The organism is Streptomyces sp. NPDC107522, assembly GCF_055657525.1.
This window is the reverse complement of the sequence record NZ_JBVKAU010000002.1, coordinates 41,946-60,074: the sequence shown is the minus strand read 5'-3', so window position 1 is coordinate 60,074 and position 18,129 is coordinate 41,946. Positions and strand designations below refer to the sequence as shown.

The following is an 18,129-nucleotide window of genomic DNA, read 5'->3' as shown; positions in this document are numbered from 1 at the left end:
TGTCAGACCCTCGTGCCATGCTCTGATCATGGTCAATGCAGATGCGGTCGCCGAGTGGGACGTCCTGATCGGCGAGTGGGACGAGATCCGGCACGGCTACTACCTGGGCGATGCGCCGACGAAAGTGCTGGAGTGCGCGAGGAACCTCCGGGCGAGCGTGGCGGCAGACGGTCCGGACACGGCGCTGTGGACCCTCGGGCTGGTGCTCATAGGCCCGTACGTGATCTACGCCTACCCGGACGCAGAGGCCGAGGCCCATGTGCTGAAGGCGATGGGCGCCGTCGAGCAGGCTCTCGGGCAGAGGCCCTGTACCCATGACGAGCATCCCTGTGACGACCTCCAGGACGATGACGGGCTGGACAACTTTCGGTACGTCCTGGAGATGCTGGCCCACCCGGAGCGGGAGACCGCCGGTGAAGCGGCCGTGGCCGAGGACGAGCTCTGGCCCGACGAGGAGTCGGACAACTGGTTCGAACGCCGGATGACGCGCGAGATCTGGGCCTGCCCGCAGAACCTCGCCGGGTTCGCCCGTGCCTTCTCCTAGGCCTGAACGGCCTCACTCGCGTCGCTCTGGGCGACGAGCCGCACCAGTTCGACGCGGGAGCGGATGCCCAGGCGGGTGAAGACGCCCCGCAGGTGGTGGTCGATCGTGCGCGGGCTGAGGGCCAGGCGGGCGGCGATCTCGCGGTTGGTGGCGCCCTCGGCGGCCATGCGGGCGACCAGGAGCTGCTGGGCCGTGAGGCGGGAGACGGGGGTGTCGGCGCCGCTCCGCGCCGGGGTGGCCGGGGTGCCCAGAGCCCGGAGTTCGGTGCGGGCCTGGGCCGCGCAGTGCGGGGCGCCGAAGGAGTCGAACGCCTCCAGGGCGCTGTGCAGGCGGTCGCGTGCCTCGGTGCGGCGGCGCAGTCGGCGCAGGGCGCTGCCGAACAGCAGCTCCGTGCGCGCGCGTTCGAAGTCGCGGGTGCCGTGGGAGTGCAGGTCGAGGGCGGTGCGGTAGTGGTCGATCGCTTCCTCGCCGGGCGCGAGCAGGGCGCGGCAGCGGGCGCTGAGGGCCAGGTCGTCGGGGCTGCGCACGGTGCTCGCCCAGTGGTGGTAGTCGGCGTGCGCGACGCGGGCTACCCGGGTGTCGCCGGTGCGGACGGCGGCCTCGACGTAGTGCGGGGTGGCCAGGTGGCGGATGGCCCGGTGGCCGTGTCCGGGGCCGAATGCGGCGAGGGCACGCAGCCGGGTGGCCGCGGCGGCGTATCGGCCACTGCTCAGGTCGAGGAAGGCGAGCGCCCACTGGGCGAGGGCGGCGGGCAGGCCCAGGCCGTGAGCGAGGGCGTACGACCGTGCGGTCGCGGCGCGTTCACGGCAGACGTCGATGTCTGCGGTGAGTGCCGCGAACATGGCGAGGGCGGCCTGGAGATGGCAGGCGCCGTTGTCCTGACCGGTGGCGTGGGCCTGCCACAGCGCGTCGGTCGCGGCGGCCTCACCGGCTCTCGGACGTCCCGTCCAGAAGTCGGCGTACGCCCGGAACTCCATCGCCTGCGCCACGGTCACCGGCGTGCCCCGCGCCCGGGCGGAGGCGGCCGCGCGGACGGTCGCCGTGGCCGCGCGGGTGTGGTCACCGAGGAGCAGGGCGGCGATCCCGGCATGGATGAGGACGGTGGGATCACCACCCGGCCCACACCGCCCGGCCGCCGCCTTCAGCTGGTCACGGGCGTCCGCGTACCGTCCGTCGAACGCGGCCACGAGACCCGTCAGGGTGCCGGGCGGCACGACACCGAGCCGACCGGCGACCCGGGCGGCCTCACGCAGGCGGCGTACGTCTCCCGTGTAGATGGCGGCTTCGGTGGCACGGGCGAGGAGGTGGACGGCGGGGGTGGGGGTGGCTACGGCGGCTGACGCCGCAAGGGCGCGGGCCGGGGCAGGGGTGGCTACGGCGGCTGAATCCGCGGGGGCGGAAGTGGCGACGGTGCCGGACGCGGCGGGAGCGCGGGCCGCGTCGGCGGCCGGCGGTACGGGAACTGCTTCGGCGGGAGGCACTCCGGCGCGCAGCGCATCGCCACCGCCGAGCGCAGGTGCGGTACTGGACCCGATGCGGCCCGCGGGCTGGGAGGCCCTGCTGTCGGCGGCTTCCCTCGGCGACGAGCCGCCCACGTCCCAGGCAGCGGCTCTCGCCCCTCGGCCGCCGCCCCCCTCGGCGACCGTCGGCCGACAACCCCCGCCCACGACAGCGTCCACCGACCGCAACTCGGTGACGGCCGAGCCTCCGACCTCTGCGCCACCGGTGTCCGGAGCCGTCGGCGCGCAGGACGCCGCTCCGCCGTCCTCCCCCGGGTCCGCCCCCGCCTGTACCACCGCCGTCAGCAACGCGTCGAACGCCTCCGACGCGTTCCCCGACCGCAGGGCGATTACCCCGGTCAGCGCGTCGTCCGCGACGGCGGCCGCCAGCCTGCGCGCCCGGTCCCCGTCTCCGGAGCGCCAGGCGTACCCGGCGGCCCGGACCACCAGGCGCGCTCGCTCGGACGGGTCGGGGCACAGTGCGGCGGCCCGCTCCGCCAGCGCCCGTGCCAAGGCGAGCCGGCCCGCGTCCCCCGCCCGGCTCGCGGCGGCGCCGAGTTCCGCCGCCAGTCGCCCGCTGGGGCCGAGCGCCGCCGCACCCCGGTGCCATGAGCGCCACGGTGTCTCGCCCTTGTCGCGCAGCACGCGGGCCAGCAGTCGGTGGACGTCGCGGCGGTCGGCCGGGGATCCCGTCTCGTAGGCCGCGATCCGCGTCCACGCGTCGTGGAACACCACCCCGCCCGCTCCCGCGTGCGCGATCCCGGCCGTCTCGGCGGCGTCCAAGCACCGTGTGTCGAGGCGGGCGGCCATGAGGGCGCGCAGGAAGGCGTCGGTGGGGACGGGGTACTGGTCGGCGGCGGCGAGGAGCAGGAGCAGGCGTGTGTCGTCCGGCAACTGCCGTATCTCCGCCCGGCGTTCGCGCAGCAGGGACGGGGCCAGTTCGGCCGGCTCCGTGGGGAGCGGATCGATGCCGGCCGCCTGGCGGTCGGTCAGGCGCGGGACCAGTTCGGCGGCGGCGCGCGGATCGCCGTACACGGCACGCAGCACCCGTACGCGGACGCCTTCGGGAAGGGCGGCGGCCGCCTGTCGCCACGTGTCCGTGGGTTGCCGTGGCGAAGTGCGGCCAAGAGGCGGGGGGTTCACCGGAGTCACCACACAAGTGACGTTACTGGCGAGTTAATTGAACCGTAAAGACCGGCGATTTCGCCGATGCGGCGCGCGTAGACCGGGCTCGACACTCCTGACAACCCCACACGTTTCAGGAGGCATCATGCAGCGCCACAAGCGTCGCATCGCCACGGCCCTGACGGCCCTGGCCTCATCGCTCCTTCTGTCACTGTCCCTCTCCCCCACACCCGCGCACGCCGCGGCCCACGACCCCGTCGTCTTCGTGCACGGCCTGAGCAGCTCGGCGAGCAGCTGGGACGACTGGGCCGGCTACTTCAAGGCCGACGGCTACACCTCCGCCGAGCTCGACGCCTGGTCCTACGACTGGGCCCAGTCCAACGCCACCACCGCCCGGCAGCTCCAGACCGAGATCAGAAACGTGCTCTCCCGCACCGGCGCCTCCAAGGTCGACCTGGTCGTCCACTCCATGGGCGCGCTCAGCTCCCGCTACTACCTGAAGAACCTCGGCGGGACGTCGTACGTCGACGACTTCGTCTCGACCGCCGGCACGAACCACGGCACGAGCACCGCCTCGTGGTGCGCGTGGCTGTACACCTCGTGCGCGGAGATGAACACGGGCAGTTCGTTCCTGACCGCCCTGAACTCCGGCGACGAGACCCCGGGCAGCGTGTCGTACGCCAGCTACTGGTCGAACTGCGACGACGCGCTGACCCCCGACACCACCGCGATCCTCAGCGGCGCGACGAACGTCGAGGTCGGCTGCATCTCGCACACCGACATGAACAACGATCACGGCGTCTACGAGCAGGTGCGGGACTTCATCGGCTGAGCGATCGGCCGAGCGAGAGCAAGGGCGACAGCGGGAGGGTGCGGCGGGCCCGTGCGGGGGAGAATCGGGGTACGCCCGTCTGTCCCGGGAGGTCCCCATGGCCCTACGGTCCGCCGGCTCCGGCAAGGTGTCGCGGGATGCCGTGCACCACCCGCTGTTCGCCCGTTGCTATGCCCGGATCAGCGTCAACGCGGAGACGCGGATGGGTATGGGCGGTGTCCGCGACCGGCTGCTGGCCGGGCTGTCCGGCCGGGTGATCGAGATCGGCGCCGGTAACGGTCTGAACTTCGCCCACTATCCGAGTGCGGTCTCGGAGGTCGTGGCCATCGAACCGGAGCGCCTGCTGCGGAAGTTGGCGGTGGAGTCCGCGCTGCGGGCCGAGGTGCCGGTGGATGTGGTGCCGGGCGCGGCGGAGGCGCTGCCGGTCAAGAGCGAGGCCTTCGACGCGGTCGTGCTCTCGCTGGTGCTGTGCAGTGTGCGGGACGTGCCGCGGGCGCTCGGTGAGGTACGGCGGGTGCTGCGGCCCGGCGGGGTCGTGCGGTTCTTCGAGCACGGCCTGGGCGGCGGGCCCGCGATGAACTTCACGCAGCGCGCGCTGGACCGGACGGTGTGGCCGCTGGTGAGCGGCGGCTGTCATCTCTCCCGCGAGCCGGTCGCCGCGCTGCGCACGGCCGGGTTCGAGCTCGGCCCCTGCCGGCGGGTGATGATGCCGGAGCGGGGGCCGGTGCTCCCCTCCTCGTACTGCGTGCTGGGGACGGCCTGGCGGCCGCAGATCGGCGAGTAGCCACCGGACCTCACAGGCTCCACTGCTGCAGTTCCCGCGCGATGTCGTGCACCGAGGCCTCACCGCTCTTCACCAGGCGGGCCAGGTCGCGCACCTGCTCGGGCGAGGTGACGACCTTGAGGCCGCTGGCGACGAGGTAGGCGTAGGCCACGGCGGAGGCGAAGAGGGCGTTGGAGCGCTCCAACGCGGGGACATGGACGAGCAGTTGGAGGAGGGCGGCGGCTCGGGTGTGCGGGCTGTCGTAGACGGGGACGTCGAAGATCTCGGCCTGATGGCGTGCCACGGCGGCGACGAGGGCTCCCCAGTCGGTGACCTGGGGGTCCCCCGGCGTCCTCTTCTCGGCGAGCATCAGCAGCCAGGCAAGGTCGATGTTCAGATTGCTCAAGGGATCAGTGGCGACCTTCGCGCGCGCCTTCACGGTCGGCGCCGAACTCCTCGGCGAACACCGACTCGTACTGCTTCATGAAATCGGCGGCGGCTTCCACGAACGTATGCCCGGCCTCGCCGGTGTCCTGCCGGACCAGCTCCTCGATGTAGCGGTTGACGCTCATGCCTCGCGCCTGGGCGCGTTCGCGGGCCGCGCGGGCGGTGCCCTCGTCCACTCTCACGTTCAACTGGGTCTTCGCCATACCTCGAAGCTAGCGCCGCGGCGCTAGCACCCGCAAGGGCTCCCCGGGGGCGCCGTAGGGACGGAGGGTGCCCCTTACATCGATATCAGGGGCCCGACCTGGGGCGGAGACCGACCGGGACCTCGGGAGGATTCCGGGTGTGCGGTGGATCACATTACGCTCGGCGGGGAGGGAGTCCGTGATGTCCGTTCCGTGAGGAGGCGGTCTTGTCCACAGCAGCTGCGCAGTACGCCCCGGGCCCCGCGTCGGCCGACGGGATCGCGGCCCGCGCCCGCGGTCTGACCAAGGCGTACGGCTCGGGCGAGACGACCGTGCTCGCCCTGGACTCGGTGGACGTGGACATCGCGCGCGGCCGCTTCACGGCGGTCATGGGGCCGTCGGGCTCCGGGAAGTCCACCCTGATGCACTGCCTGGCGGGCCTCGACAACGTGTCGGCGGGGCAGGTGTGGCTCGGTGACACCGAGATCACCGGGCTGAAGGAGCGGGAGCTGACCCGGCTCCGGCGGGATCGCATCGGGTTCATGTTCCAGTCCTTCAACCTCATCCCGACGCTGAACGCGGCCGAGAACATCACCCTGCCCATGGACATCGCGGGCAAGAAGCCCGACGAGAAGTGGCTGGACCAGGTCATCGACACCCTGGGCCTGCGGGACCGCCTCAAGCACCGGCCCTCCCAGCTCTCCGGCGGTCAGCAGCAGCGCGTCGCCTGTGCCCGCGCGCTGGCCTCCCGGCCGGAGCTGATCTTCGCGGACGAACCGACGGGCAACCTCGACTCACGGGCCGGCCTCGAAGTGCTGGGCTTCCTGCGGGAGGCCGTCGACCAGCTGGGGCAGACGGTCGTCATGGTCACCCACGACCCGGGCGCCGCCGCCCACTCCGACCTCGTGCTCTTCCTGGGCGACGGGCGGATCGTCGACGAGATGGAGCGGCCTACGGCAGAGGCCGTACTGGAACGCATGAAGCGGTTCGACGTGATCCGCAGCCAGTTCGACGAGGGCGGCCCGGCGCCGGGGGCGATACCGGCCGACGGTCCCTCGACGACATCGCCCGTGTCGCCCGTGTCGCCCGAGTCATCCGAGTCGTCCGCGTCCGACGCGTCGCCCGAGGAGAGCTGACCTCGTGCTGAAGGCGACGCTCCGCAGTTTCCTCGCCCACAAGGGGCGGCTGCTGCTCTCCGCCCTGGCGGTGATCCTCTCCGTGGCGTTCGTCGCGGGCAGCCTGATCTTCTCGGACACCGTCAGCCGCACCTTCGACCGGCTCTTCGCCTCGACCGCCGCCGATGTCACCGTCACCCCGAGGGAGACCCTCGACGAGACGGTCCCCTCGGGCCAGACCCTGACCCTGCCGGCCTCGCTCGCCGACCGCCTGGCCCAGGTGAACGGCGTCGCGGCGGCCCGCGCGGAAGTGGACGTGGACGGCATCACCGTCGCCGACAAGGAGCGCGAGTCGGTGGGCCCGACCACCGGCGCCCCCACGATCGGCACCGCCTGGAACCCGACCGAGCGCAGCCCCGTGGAGCTCACCTCCGGGCACGCCCCGAAGGGTGACGCGCAGGTGCTGATCGACGCGGACACCGCCGACGGCAAGGACGTACGGATCGGCGACCACCTCACGGTCATCGGGCAGGAGGGCTCCTTCCCGGTCGAGGTCGTCGGCATCGTCACCTTCACCACCACCAACCCCGGTGCCGCACTGGTCTTCTTCGACCCGGCGGCCGCGCAGACGAAGCTCCTCGGCGACCCGGAGGCCGCCACCAGCATCTCGGTCGACGCGGCCGACGGCGTCAGCGACGCCGAGCTCAAGCGGCGCGTGGCCGACGCGCTCGGCGGCGACGCCGGCACCTACGAGCTGCGCACCGCCGACGAGCAGGCCGAGTCGGACGTCGAGCAGCTGGGCGGGTTCCTCGACATCATCAAGTACGTCATGCTCGGCTTCGCCGGGGTCGCCGTACTCGTCGGCGTGTTCCTGATCGTCAACACCTTCGCGATGCTGATCGCCCAGCGCACCCGCGAGCTGGGCCTGCTGCGGGCGCTCGGCGCGGACCGGCGCCAGGTGCGGCGCTCGGTGCTCACCGAGGCGCTGCTGCTCGGGCTGGTCGGCTCGACGCTGGGCCTCGCGGCCGGGATCGGGCTGGCCGTCGGACTCATCCGGCTGATGGGTCTGATGGGCATGAACATCAGGGCGACCGAGATGGTCATCGGCTGGGGGACGCCGGTGACCGCGTACGTCGTCGGCCTCGGCGTCACCTTCGTGGCGGCCTACCTCCCGGCCCGGCGGGCGGCGGGCGTCTCGCCGATGGCGGCCCTCGCGGACGCCGAGATCGCCGACATCGGGCGGCCGCTGCGGCTGCGCGCGGTGGTGGGCTCGGTGGTCGGGGCGGCCGGTGCGGCGGCGCTTGCGGGCTGTGCCGTGTCGTCGAAGACGTCGTCGGCGGCGTCCCTGCTCGGTCTGGGCGTCGTCCTGACACTGATCGCGACCGTGATCGCGGGACCGTTGCTCGTACGCCCGGTGATCCGGGTCCTGGGCGGGGCCTTTCCCGCGCTGTTCGGCTCGATCGGCCGGATGAGCCAGCGCAACGCCCTGCGCAATCCACGCCGCACCGGAGCCACGGCCGCCGCCCTGATGGTGGGTCTCGCGCTGGTCGGCGGGATGTCGGTGGCGAGCGCCTCGATGACCAAGTCGTTCGACGAGCAGATCGACAAGACGCTGGGCGCCGACTTCGTGGTGCAGAACGGCAACTTCGTCCCGTTCCCGCGCGAGGTCACCGAGAAGATCCGCGACACCGAGGGCGTGGGGCTGGTCGTACGCCAGCAGCTCGCGACGATCCGCGTCGGCCTCCCGGACGGCGACCGCGTGAAGACGACGGCGGCGGGCTACGAACCTCAGCTCGACGAGGTCGCCAACATCACGTACGCGCAGGGGGACACCGCGGCCGCGCTGGCGGCCGGGCACTTCGCCATGGACAAGGACTTCGCCGAGGACCACGGCGTACGTGTCGGCGACACGCTCCCCGTCGAGTTCCAGGGCGAGCATCGAGCCGAGCTGACCGTGGGCGCCCTCACCGACCAGGAGTCCGCCGAGGGGTTCGGCACCCAGGGCGGGATCTACTTCTCGCTGGCCACGCTCGAGAGGTACGCGCCGGGCGGGCAGGACGCGGCCGTGTACGTCAACGGCGGCTCCGGCACGAGCGACGACGAGCTGCGCGGCAACCTGGAGAAGACCCTGGATCCGTATCCGCAGGTCCAGGTCCGGGACATCGCCGACTACAAGGAGCTCGTGCACGACCAGATCGCCGTGCTGCTCTACCTCGTGTACGCCCTGCTCGGGCTCGCGATCATCATCGCGGTGCTCGGCGTGGTCAACACCCTCGCCCTGTCGGTCGTCGAGCGCACCCGGGAGATCGGGCTGCTCAGGGCCATCGGGCTCGCCCGGCGGCAGCTTCGGCGCATGATCCGGCTGGAGTCGGTGGTGATCGCCGTGTTCGGCGCGATCCTCGGGCTCGCGCTGGGGCTGGTGTGGGGTGTGTGCACCCAGCAGGTGCTGGCGTTGCAGGGCATGACGGCGCTGGCGATCCCCTGGGGCACGATCATCGCGGTGGTGATCGGCTCGGCGGTCGTGGGCGTGGTGGCGGCGCTGCTGCCCGCGTTGCGTGCATCGCGCATGAATGTGCTGGCGGCCATCGCGCACGAGTGATGGAATCGCGGCAGGTACTCAAGTCCCTTGCAGGCGAGGAGAGTTCATGTCGCAACCGTCGCAGCCGGCGAGCCCGCGTCCGTTCCGCTTCGGCGTCAACCTGATGACAGCCGCTCCTGCCGAGGAGTGGCGGGCCAAGTGCCGCCGGGCCGAGGAGCTCGGCTACGACGTGATCCTGGTCCCCGATCATCTGGGCATGCCGGCGCCGTTCCCGGCCCTGGTCGCGGCGGCGGAGGCGACCGAGCGGCCACGGCTGGGCACGTTCGTGCTTAACGCGGGCTTCTGGAACCCCGCCCTGCTCGCCCGGGAGGTGGCGACGACCGACGCCCTCGCGGGCGGGCGACTGGAACTCGGGCTCGGCACCGGCTATGTGAAGGCGGAGCACGACACGGCAGGTCTGCCGTGGGTCTCCCCTCGCGAGCGGGTCGACCATCTGCGGCGCACGATCGAGGAGTCGTACCGGTTGCTCGGCTCCGAAAAACACCAGCCGCAGCCGGTGCAGCGGCCCCGGGTGCCCTTGCTCGTCGGCGGCAACGGCGACCGCGTGCTGCGCCTGACCGCCGAGCACGCCGACATCGCGGCCTTCACCGGTGCACGGTCGGTGCGGGGCAGCTCGACCGGTCAGCTGGAGGTCATGCTCGCCAGTGAGCTCGAAGAGCGTGTCGCGCTGTACCGGGAACTGGCGGACCGCAAGGAGTCGGCGGAGCTGAACCTGCTCATCCAGTTCGTGATCGAGACCGACGACCGCGAGGCGGCCGTCCAGCCCTTCATGGAACGCGTCCCGTACCTCACGGTGGACCAGGTCCTGGAGCTCCCCATCGGGCTGGTCGGCACCGTGGCGGAGATGACCGCCCAGGTACTGGCGCAGCGCGAGCGGTACGGGTTCACCTATCTGACCGTGCTCGAACCGAGTATGGAGGCGTTCGCTCCGGTGATGGCGCGGCTGCGCGCCAAGTAGCCGTCCGGATAGTGGAATTGCACCTCCGGTTTCGCCCGCCGTGCTGTGATCACGGCATGACTGATCTGCGGATACGGGCCGCGACGCCCGACGACCTCGACACCGTGCTGGCCTTCTGGAAGACCGCCGCCGAGGGCACGAGCATCAGCGACGACCGGGACGGCGTGGAGCGGCTGGTCGACCGCGACCCCGAGGCGCTGATCCTGGCCGAGCTGGACGGCGAGCTGGTCGGCACCGTGATCGCGGGCTTCGACGGCTGGCGCTGCCATCTGTACCGGCTGGCGGTGCACCCGGAGCGTCGCCGCCGGGGCGTCGGCTCGGCGCTGCTGGCCGCCGCTGAGGAGCGATTCGTACGGCTCGGCGGGCGCCGAGGTGACGCGATGGTGCTGACGCGCAACGAGACCGCGCATCATGCCTGGCGCGCGGCCGGGTACTCGCCCGAGGAACACTGGCGTCGGTGGGTGAAGCACCTCACCGGCTAAGACACTTTGCCCATCCTTTACTATTGGGGGACCACTTCGGTCCTCCAATGAAAGGTGTGAGCGTCCGCCCATGGGCGAGCCTCCCAGTACCCGACATCGCGCGATCCTCCCCACGCTGTCCCACCATGGGACGGAGGTGACCCGATGACCGAAGTGCTCCTCCTTCTGGTGGCGATCCTGCTGTCGCTCGCCTGTGGTGCCTTCGTCGCGGCCGAGTTCTCGCTGACCACGGTCGAGCGCGGCGAGCTGGAACGCGCGGTGGAGCGCGGCGAGCGGGGCGCTTCCGGCGCCCTCAAGGCCGTACGGAATCTGACGTTCCAGCTGTCCGGCGCGCAGCTCGGCATCACGGTCACCAACCTGGTCGTCGGCATGCTCGCCGAGCCGTCGATCGCCGCGCTGCTAGCGGGCCCGCTGGAGTCGATCGGCATCTCCCGCTCCACGGCGAGCTCGATCGCGCTGGTGATCGGTACGGCGCTGTCGACCGTCGTGCTGATGGTCGTCGGCGAGCTCGTGCCCAAGAACTGGGCGATCTCCTCGCCGCTGGCCGTTGCCAAGACGGTCGGGAACGGGCAGCGCTGGTTCAGCGCGGTCTTCCGCCCCTTCATCACCCACCTCAACAACACGGCGAACCGCGTGGTGCGCCGCTTCGGCATAGAACCCACCGAGGAGCTGGCGGCCGCGCGCGGACCCCAGGAACTGGCCGCCCTGGCCCGGCACTCCGCCCGGGAGGGCGCCCTGGCGGCGGACACCGCCGAGCTCTTCGTGCGGACCCTGAACCTGGCCGATCTGACCGCGGAGAACGTCATGACACCGCGTGTCCAGGTCATCGCCCTGGAGGCCCAGGCGACCTGCGAGGACGTGGCGAACGCGACGCGGGCCACCGGGCTCTCCCGGTTCCCCGTCTACCGCGGCACCCTCGACTCGGTCGTCGGCACCGCGCACGTCAAGGACGTCCTGGCGGTGCCCGCCGAGCGCCGGCCCCGGGTCTCCGTCGCCGAGCTGATGCGCGAGCCGCTCCTCGTGCCCGAGACGCTCACCGTCGACCGGCTCCTGGACCGGCTGTCGGGCAAGCGCACCATGGCCGTGGTCATCGACGAGTACGGCGGTACGGCGGGCGTGGCCACGCTGGAGGACATCGTCGAGGAGGTCGTCGGCGAGGTGCGGGACGAGCACGACCCGCACGAGACCCCCGACCTCGCCCCCGCGGGGAGCGACGACGAGGGCCGGGCGCTGTTCTCGGCCGACGGATCGACGCGGGTGGACCAGCTTGCGGGCGTCGGCCTGAGGGCGCCCGAGGGGCCGTACGAGACGCTGGCCGGTCTCGTCGCGACCGAGCTCGGCCGCATCCCCGCCGTCGGTGACCGTGTCGAGGTCGCCGGCTGGCGGCTCGACGTGGTGGACGCCGCGGGGCGCAGGGCCGCGCGGGTGCTGATGCACGCGCCGTTCGACGACTCGGCGGCCGGCGAGGAGGAGGACGGGCGATGACCGCCGTACAGCTGTTCATCGGTTTCCTGACGCTGGTCGTCAACGCCTTCTTCGTGGGCGCCGAGTTCGCGCTGATCTCCGTACGCCGCTCGCAGATCGAGCCGTACGCCGACCAGGGCGACCGGCGCGCCAAGAGTGTGCTGTGGGGTCTGCAGCACGTGTCAGCGCTGATGGCGGCGGCTCAGCTCGGCATCACGCTGTGCACGCTGGTGCTCGGTGTGGTCGCGGAGCCCGCCATCGAGCACCTGCTGGAGCCGGTGTTCCACGCGGTGGGCGTGCCGGAGAGCGCCGGGCACGCGATCTCCTTCGTCATCGCGCTGGTGCTGGCGACGTATCTGCACATGCTGCTCGGCGAGATGGTGCCGAAGAACATCGCGCTGGCCGAGCCGGTGCGCAGCGCGCTGCTGCTCGGTCCGCCGCTCGTCGCGCTCTCCCGGGCGGTGCGGCCGGTGATCTTCACGATCAACGCCTTCGCGAACGGGTTGCTGAAGCTGCTGCGCGTCCAGACGAAGGACGAGGTCACGGCGACCTTCTCGGACGCCGAGCTGGCGCAGATCGTCCGGGACGCCGGCGAGGCCGGCCTCATCGACGAGCGCGCGCGGGAGCGGCTGCACGACGCCCTGGAACTGGGCCGCCGCCCGGTGCGCGACGTGGTCCTCCCCCTGGAACACGTCGTCTACGCGCGCGTGGGCGTCACGCCGGAGGAGCTGGAGGGCCTGTCGGCCGATTCGGGCTTCTCCCGCTTCCCGGTCGTCGACGCGGGCCGCCGCATCGTCGGCTACCTGCACGTCAAGGACGCCCTGGACGCCTCCCCCCGGGACGTGCCGTTCCAGGTCCGCGACATGCGCCCCATCGCACGCGTCCGCGAGACCACACCCCTGGACGACGTCCTCACGGCAATGCGGGGCAGCAGCACCCACCTGGCCGCCGTACTGGGCGGCGACGGCCGCCTGGCCGGGCTGGTGACCATGGAGGACGTGCTGCGGGAGCTGTTCGGACAGCGGGCTTGAGCGGCAGAGGTGGTGGCCGGGGGTGCACGGTCGTGCACGAGCGGCGGGTCTGATGGCCGGGCGGGGGCCGGAGCGCGCGGGCTGTGGGCCTGGCCGCCGGATATGGGTGGCGGCCGGGGCGCATCAGCGCCAGGGCGTGAACGCTGGGTATAGGCGGTGGACAGGGCTATCCGCGCCAGGCCTGAACGGGGTCACCGAGAGGATGCCGGTGGCCATGACGGCGGCGCCGGCTGTGGGGGGACGTTGCGACCACCAGGTGTGGAGGGGGGTGGCGGGCATGGGGCCGATGCTAAGTGCCTCCGGCGGTTTGGCCGGGGATGCCTGCGGCGGCCCGTGCCGCTGATCGGGGGGTGCGCGTAGCGCCTGCGGGCGCGTGGTGGGGCGGGGCCGCGGATACGCGGGGGCTGCCGGGCGCACCGGCAGCCGGGCGTGAGTGTCGCACGCTGGAGGTGGCCGGAGGCCGCAGGCAGCCGGACCGAACGCCAGATCCGGCGGAAGCCGGGACGCGCGGGCAGCCGGTTCTTGACCGCCGGAGGCGGGCCAAGGCATGGGCACACCGGCCGCGGCCTGAGCAACGGATCCGGACGGTGAACGGGGCTCACCGGGAGTGGGCCCGACCGCCGGATGTGCGTGGGGCCCGGGCCTACCGACCGATGGGTATGGAGCCCGGGATACCATCTCTGTCGCCATGCAGACGAACCCCACTCACACCAGCCTGGTCGCGGTCGGCGACTCCTTCACCGAGGGCATGTCGGACCTGCTCCCGGACGGCTCCTACCGGGGCTGGGCCGACCTTCTCGCCGGCCGGATGGCCGCCCGCACGCCCGGCTTCCGGTATGCCAACCTCGCCGTGCGCGGGAAGTTGATCGGGCAGATCGTCGAGGAACAGGTCGACGTGGCGGCCGCGATGGGCGCCGACGTGATCACCCTCGTCGGCGGGCTCAACGACACACTGCGGCCCAAGTGCGACATGGGGCGGGTGCGCGGACTCCTGGAGGAGGCCGTCGAGAAGCTCGCCCCGGCGTGCGAACAGCTGGTGCTGATGCGCAGCCCGGGTCGGCAGGGACCGGTCCTGGAGCGGTTCCGCCCGCGTATGGAGGAACTGTTCGCCTGCGTCGACGCGCTGGCCGAGCGGCACGGCGCGGTCGTCGTCGACCTGTACGGGGCTCCGTCGCTCTCCGACCCGCGCCTGTGGGACGTGGACCGGCTGCATCTGACGGCCGAGGGGCACCGACGGGTCGCGGAGGCCGTGTGGCAGGCGCTCGGCTACGACCCCGAGGACACCGAGTGGCGCACGCCGATGCCGGCCACGTTGCCGCCGGGGTGGGTCACGCGCAGAGTCACGGACGTACGGTTCGCCCGGCAGCATCTGCTGCCGTGGATCGGGCGGCGGCTGACGGGACGGTCGTCAGGAGACGGGCTGCCCCCGAAGCGGCCGGAGCTTCTGCCGTACGAGGGCCCTGCGGCGTAGCGCCGCTGAGCGTGACGGCGCCCGGTGCCTGCGGGGCACCGGGCGCCGTCACGCTGTCACGGATGTGCGCTACTGACGGGCCGCGGCCCGGCTTCGCCGGTACAGGAAGGTTCCGGCGACCAGCAGCGCCGCACTACCGGCGATGCCACCGATGACGGTCGCGGGGTCGGCGCCGGTCTCGGGCATGTGGGGGTGATGCGGCTTGGCCGGCGGAGGCGTGTGCTTGTGCGGAGGCCGGTGCTCGTGGGGAGGACGGTGCTTGTGCGGGGGCCGCGGCTTGTGCGGGCGCTCGTGACCGTAGCCGTTGCTGTAGTCGTCGCCGTAGCCGTAGCCGTCCGACTCCTCGGAGCCGTAGCCGTAGCCATCGGACTCTTCTTTGCCGTAGCCGTAGTCGTCATGCTCCTCGGAGCCGTAGCCGTAGCCCTCCGACTCCTCTGAGCCGTAGCCGTTGTCCTTCGGCTTCTCCGAGCCGTAACCGTCGTGGCTCGGCTTCTCGGAACCGTAGCCGTTGTCCTTGGGCTTCTCGGTGCCGTAGCCGTCGTCCTTCGGCCGCTCACTGCCGTAACCGTGGTGGCTCGGCTTCTCGCTGCCGTAGCCGGAGCTGCCGAATGTGGAGGTGACGTTTTCGGACGTGGGTCCGGGATTCATTCCGTTGAGCCGGTCATCCAGCTCTTGGAATCGCTCGCGCATCTCGCCGAATTTTTCATCCATCCTGCCGAATGTGTCATCCAGCTGCTCGTCCAGCCCGTCCGGCTCCCAAAGGTCCGTACGGCCCGACATTACGGCGGCGGAGTTCACCACGGCCCCCTGCATGCGTGGGGCAGCGGACGCCCAAGTGCCGCATAGAGACAGGGCGCTTGTCGCGGCAGCGGCCACAATCAATCCCTTGGTCAGGGCCTGTCGCATTCTCGTCGTCTTTCTCTCAGGCGGAATGGGGAAGCCGGCGTCGTTTCATTGACGCGGTCTTGTCGATTGCCGGGATTCGCAGGTCATCGCAGGAGTCGTGATGTCGCACGTTCACACTCACCACGACCTGGTGACTATGAACGAGAAATGGAGGCCCCAGGGACCCGGGACGCGTCTGTCGCCAGGGAATTCACTCGATCGCCCGCATTCGGCCGACGGCCTCACTCCGACGGCCGGGCACTGGGCCCCGCCGGCCGCCGGGTAAACTCCGTACACGTGACTTCTGCGCCCGCCAAGCCCCGCATCCCGAACGTCCTCGCCGGACGCTACGCCTCCGCCGAGCTCGCCACGCTCTGGTCCCCCGAGCAGAAGGTGAAGCTGGAGCGGCAGCTCTGGCTCGCCGTGCTGCGGGCTCAGAAGGACCTCGGCATCGAGGTGCCGGACGAGGCGATCGCCGACTACGAGCGTGTCCTCGACACCGTCGACCTGGCCTCGATCGCCGAGCGCGAGAAGGTCACGCGGCATGATGTGAAGGCGCGGATCGAGGAGTTCAACGACCTCGCCGGGCACGAGCACGTGCACAAGGGCATGACGTCCCGCGATCTCACCGAGAACGTCGAGCAGCTGCAGATCCGGCTGTCGCTGGAGCTGATGCGCGACCGCACGGTGGCCGTCCTCGCCCGCCTGGGCAGGCTGGCCGGTGAGTACGGCGAACTGGTCATGGCCGGCCGCTCGCACAACGTCGCCGCCCAGGCCACGACGCTGGGCAAGCGCTTCGCGACCGCCGCCGACGAGCTCCTCGTCGCGTACGGCCGCGTCGAGGAGCTGCTGGGCCGCTACCCGCTGCGCGGTATCAAGGGCCCGGTGGGTACGGCGCAGGACATGCTGGACCTGCTCGGCGGGGACGCGGCGAAGCTGTCGGAGCTGGAGGGCCGTATCGCCCGGCACCTGGGCTTCTCGCAGGCGTTCACCTCGGTCGGCCAGGTCTACCCGCGCTCGCTGGACTACGAGGTGGTGACCGCGCTGGTGCAGCTGGCGGCGGCGCCGTCGTCGCTGGCGAAGACGATCCGGCTGATGGCCGGGCACGAGCTGGTGACCGAGGGCTTCAAGCCGGGTCAGGTCGGCTCGTCCGCGATGCCGCACAAGATGAACACCCGCTCCTGCGAGCGCGTCAACGGCCTCATGGTGATCCTGCGCGGCTACGCCTCGATGACGGGCGAGCTGGCGGGCGACCAGTGGAACGAGGGCGACGTGTCCTGCTCGGTGGTGCGCCGGGTCGCGCTGCCGGACGCGTTCTTCGCGCTGGACGGGCTGCTGGAGACGTTCCTGACGGTGCTCGACGAGTTCGGTGCCTTCCCGGCGGTCGTGGCCCGTGAGCTGGACCGTTACCTGCCGTTCCTCGCCACCACCAAGGTGCTGATGGGCGCGGTGCGCGCGGGTGTGGGCCGTGAGGTCGCGCACGAGGCGATCAAGGAGAACGCCGTCGCCTCCGCGCTGGCGATGCGTGAGCAGGGTGCCGAGCGCAACGAGCTGCTGGACAAGCTGGCCGCCGACGAGCGCATCCCGCTCGACCGCGCTCAGTTGGACGCCCTGATGGCCGACAAGCTGTCCTTCACGGGCGCCGCGGCCGATCAGGTGGGCGTCGTCGTGGGACGGATCGAGGAGATCGTGAAGCAGCGTCCGGAGGCGGCCGGGTACACGCCTGGGGCGATCCTCTGACACGCTTCACCGCCGAGGAGTTGGAGGCCGCTCGCGACCGTCTGGTGCCGGACGTGATCGCGGACGGTCTCCATGTCCTGTTCTGCGGCATCAACCCGGGCCTGATGACGGCGGCGACGGGTCACCACTTCGCCCGCCCCGGCAACCGCTTCTGGCCGGTGCTGCACCTGTCGGGGTTCACGCCGAGGCACATGAAGCCGTCGGAGCAGCAGGAGTTGCTGTCGTACGGGCTCGGCATCACGAACGTCGTGGCGCGGGCGACCGCACGGGCCGACGAACTGAGCTCGGAGGAGTACCGCGAGGGCGGCCGGCTGCTGGCGACGAAGGTGGCGCGGCTGCGGCCGCGCTGGCTGGCCGTCGTGGGGGTCACCGCCTACCGGGCGGCTTTCGACGACCGCAGGGCTCGGGTGGGCCCGCAGGAGCGGGTGATCGGGGACACGCGCGTGTGGGTGCTGCCGAATCCCAGTGGCCTGAACGCGCATTGGACGGCGCAGACGATGGCGGAGGAGTTCGGGCGGTTGCGGGTGGCGGCCGAGGCCTGACAGGTCACGGTGGGTCGGTCTCCGTGACTACGGCAAGGAGCTGGACGTCGTCGGTCCCGTCCTGGTCGGCGACGGCCACCGCGACCCAACGGCCCGTCCCCTGCGCTTCCCAGAGGTGGGCGACACGTGCCCGTGCGCTGAGCGAAGCCCAGGGCTCGGGTATCTCTTCTCGCGCGGTGCGCAGCAGAACGCTCTGCAGGTTGTACGGATCCGTGTGTCCCCAGCGGAGCGCGAGCATTTCGTAGAGGGCGTCCCGGTACTTCTCGTACTGCTCCACGGTCGCGGCCCGCGTCTCACAGTCGTCCTGGCTTCGCTCCAACACCACGACGTGATGGCCGGGTCCGCCGTCACCGACGTCCGACAGGCCGTGCTCCGCCGGAAAGGGGCGGAAGCACAGCTCGTCGATGAGGGCGAGGTGCCGTGCGATGTCCATGTGGTCCAGTAAACCCG

General features: G+C 71.6%; 17 protein-coding genes. 12 read left to right on the top strand and 5 right to left on the bottom strand.

Going from position 1 to position 18,129, the window contains the following annotated elements; genetic code table 11:
• Window positions 1-28 precede the first annotated feature (28 nt).
• The gene (locus ACZ7L6_RS05435) at window positions 29-544 is read left to right on the top strand and encodes a hypothetical protein (protein WP_471920660.1); all 516 of its coding nucleotides are present in this window, start codon (window positions 29-31) and stop codon (window positions 542-544) included.
• Here ACZ7L6_RS05435 and ACZ7L6_RS05430 read toward each other — a convergent pair.
• Entirely contained in the window at window positions 541-3,198 is a 2,658-nt protein-coding gene (locus ACZ7L6_RS05430) for a helix-turn-helix transcriptional regulator (protein ID WP_471920659.1), read from the bottom strand. The two genes, ACZ7L6_RS05435 and ACZ7L6_RS05430, sit on opposite strands and share 4 nt — an antisense overlap.
• Before the next feature lie 115 nt (window positions 3,199-3,313).
• Between ACZ7L6_RS05430 and ACZ7L6_RS05425 the strand changes: the two genes are divergently transcribed.
• Together ACZ7L6_RS05425 and ACZ7L6_RS05420 are read left to right on the top strand one after the other, a co-directional pair.
• On the top strand, window positions 3,314-4,000 hold the full coding sequence (locus ACZ7L6_RS05425; RefSeq protein WP_471920658.1) for an esterase/lipase family protein: 687 nt from the start codon (window positions 3,314-3,316) through the stop codon (window positions 3,998-4,000).
• A gap of 97 nt (window positions 4,001-4,097) precedes the next feature.
• The gene (locus tag ACZ7L6_RS05420) at window positions 4,098-4,784 is read left to right on the top strand and encodes a class I SAM-dependent methyltransferase (RefSeq protein ID WP_471920657.1); all 687 of its coding nucleotides are present in this window, start codon (window positions 4,098-4,100) and stop codon (window positions 4,782-4,784) included.
• 10 nt (window positions 4,785-4,794) lie between these two features.
• On the opposite strand, the gene ACZ7L6_RS05415 is transcribed toward ACZ7L6_RS05420, so the two are convergent.
• Together ACZ7L6_RS05415 and ACZ7L6_RS05410 are read right to left on the bottom strand one after the other, a co-directional pair.
• Window positions 4,795-5,169, bottom strand: coding sequence for a fic family toxin-antitoxin system, toxin component (locus tag ACZ7L6_RS05415; RefSeq protein ID WP_471920656.1), 375 nt, complete (start codon window positions 5,167-5,169; stop codon window positions 4,795-4,797).
• A gap of 4 nt (window positions 5,170-5,173) precedes the next feature.
• Window positions 5,174-5,413 carry a toxin-antitoxin system HicB family antitoxin gene (locus ACZ7L6_RS05410; protein ID WP_471920655.1) on the bottom strand — a complete coding sequence of 80 codons (240 nt, stop codon included), beginning with the start codon at window positions 5,411-5,413 and terminating at the stop codon, window positions 5,174-5,176.
• Between the two features lie 206 nt (window positions 5,414-5,619).
• Between ACZ7L6_RS05410 and ACZ7L6_RS05405 the strand changes: the two genes are divergently transcribed.
• The 7 genes from ACZ7L6_RS05405 to ACZ7L6_RS05375 all read left to right on the top strand — a co-directional run bounded on the left by ACZ7L6_RS05405 (window position 5,620) and on the right by ACZ7L6_RS05375 (window position 14,512).
• Window positions 5,620-6,528 carry an ABC transporter ATP-binding protein gene (locus ACZ7L6_RS05405; RefSeq protein WP_471920654.1) on the top strand — a complete coding sequence of 303 codons (909 nt, stop codon included), beginning with the start codon at window positions 5,620-5,622 and terminating at the stop codon, window positions 6,526-6,528.
• Window positions 6,529-6,532: 4 nt separating this feature from the next.
• Window positions 6,533-9,106, top strand: coding sequence for an ABC transporter permease (locus ACZ7L6_RS05400; protein ID WP_471920653.1), 2,574 nt, complete (start codon window positions 6,533-6,535; stop codon window positions 9,104-9,106).
• A 46-nt stretch (window positions 9,107-9,152) separates the two neighbouring features.
• Entirely contained in the window at window positions 9,153-10,064 is a 912-nt protein-coding gene (locus ACZ7L6_RS05395) for an LLM class F420-dependent oxidoreductase (protein WP_471920652.1), read from the top strand.
• A 56-nt stretch (window positions 10,065-10,120) separates the two neighbouring features.
• Window positions 10,121-10,546 (top strand): GNAT family N-acetyltransferase, encoded by a 426-nt coding sequence (locus ACZ7L6_RS05390; RefSeq protein WP_471920651.1) that lies wholly within the window; start codon window positions 10,121-10,123, stop codon window positions 10,544-10,546.
• A gap of 144 nt (window positions 10,547-10,690) precedes the next feature.
• On the top strand, window positions 10,691-12,031 hold the full coding sequence (locus ACZ7L6_RS05385; protein WP_471920650.1) for a hemolysin family protein: 1,341 nt from the start codon (window positions 10,691-10,693) through the stop codon (window positions 12,029-12,031).
• A complete protein-coding gene (locus ACZ7L6_RS05380; RefSeq protein WP_471920649.1) occupies window positions 12,028-13,041 on the top strand; it encodes a hemolysin family protein in 1,014 nt (337 codons plus the stop codon). The genes ACZ7L6_RS05385 and ACZ7L6_RS05380 overlap by 4 nt, the downstream gene beginning before the upstream one ends.
• A gap of 688 nt (window positions 13,042-13,729) precedes the next feature.
• Window positions 13,730-14,512 carry an SGNH/GDSL hydrolase family protein gene (locus tag ACZ7L6_RS05375; RefSeq protein ID WP_471920648.1) on the top strand — a complete coding sequence of 261 codons (783 nt, stop codon included), beginning with the start codon at window positions 13,730-13,732 and terminating at the stop codon, window positions 14,510-14,512.
• 69 nt (window positions 14,513-14,581) lie between these two features.
• On the opposite strand, the gene ACZ7L6_RS05370 is transcribed toward ACZ7L6_RS05375, so the two are convergent.
• Window positions 14,582-15,223, bottom strand: coding sequence for a hypothetical protein (locus tag ACZ7L6_RS05370; RefSeq protein WP_471920647.1), 642 nt, complete (start codon window positions 15,221-15,223; stop codon window positions 14,582-14,584).
• Window positions 15,224-15,694: 471 nt separating this feature from the next.
• Here ACZ7L6_RS05370 and purB point away from each other — a divergent pair, with 471 nt between their 5' ends.
• Both purB and mug read left to right on the top strand, forming a co-directional pair.
• Entirely contained in the window at window positions 15,695-17,137 is a 1,443-nt protein-coding gene (purB, locus tag ACZ7L6_RS05365; protein ID WP_471920646.1) for an adenylosuccinate lyase, read from the top strand.
• Window positions 17,134-17,679, top strand: coding sequence for a G/U mismatch-specific DNA glycosylase (gene mug, locus ACZ7L6_RS05360; protein WP_471921762.1), 546 nt, complete (start codon window positions 17,134-17,136; stop codon window positions 17,677-17,679). The genes purB and mug overlap by 4 nt, the downstream gene beginning before the upstream one ends.
• Window positions 17,680-17,683: 4 nt before the next feature.
• Here the strand turns inward: mug and ACZ7L6_RS05355 are convergent, their stop codons facing one another.
• On the bottom strand, window positions 17,684-18,112 hold the full coding sequence (locus ACZ7L6_RS05355) for a hypothetical protein (protein WP_471920645.1): 429 nt from the start codon (window positions 18,110-18,112) through the stop codon (window positions 17,684-17,686).
• Window positions 18,113-18,129 lie beyond the last annotated feature (17 nt).

Bases quoted from the DNA above. Each gene is read 5' to 3' on its own strand.
- ACZ7L6_RS05435 (WP_471920660.1), top strand. From the start codon at position 29: ATGGTCAATGCAGATGCGGTCGCCGAGTGGGACGTCCTGATCGGCGAG.
- ACZ7L6_RS05425 (WP_471920658.1), top strand. From the start codon at position 3,314: ATGCAGCGCCACAAGCGTCGCATCGCCACGGCCCTGACGGCCCTGGCC.
- ACZ7L6_RS05420 (WP_471920657.1), top strand. From the start codon at position 4,098: ATGGCCCTACGGTCCGCCGGCTCCGGCAAGGTGTCGCGGGATGCCGTG.
- ACZ7L6_RS05410 (WP_471920655.1), bottom strand. From the start codon at position 5,413: ATGGCGAAGACCCAGTTGAACGTGAGAGTGGACGAGGGCACCGCCCGC.
- ACZ7L6_RS05395 (WP_471920652.1), top strand. From the start codon at position 9,153: ATGTCGCAACCGTCGCAGCCGGCGAGCCCGCGTCCGTTCCGCTTCGGC.
- ACZ7L6_RS05390 (WP_471920651.1), top strand. From the start codon at position 10,121: ATGACTGATCTGCGGATACGGGCCGCGACGCCCGACGACCTCGACACC.
- ACZ7L6_RS05385 (WP_471920650.1), top strand. From the start codon at position 10,691: ATGACCGAAGTGCTCCTCCTTCTGGTGGCGATCCTGCTGTCGCTCGCC.
- ACZ7L6_RS05380 (WP_471920649.1), top strand. From the start codon at position 12,028: ATGACCGCCGTACAGCTGTTCATCGGTTTCCTGACGCTGGTCGTCAAC.
- ACZ7L6_RS05375 (WP_471920648.1), top strand. From the start codon at position 13,730: ATGCAGACGAACCCCACTCACACCAGCCTGGTCGCGGTCGGCGACTCC.
- ACZ7L6_RS05370 (WP_471920647.1), bottom strand. From the start codon at position 15,223: ATGGATGAAAAATTCGGCGAGATGCGCGAGCGATTCCAAGAGCTGGAT.
- ACZ7L6_RS05355 (WP_471920645.1), bottom strand. From the start codon at position 18,112: ATGGACATCGCACGGCACCTCGCCCTCATCGACGAGCTGTGCTTCCGC.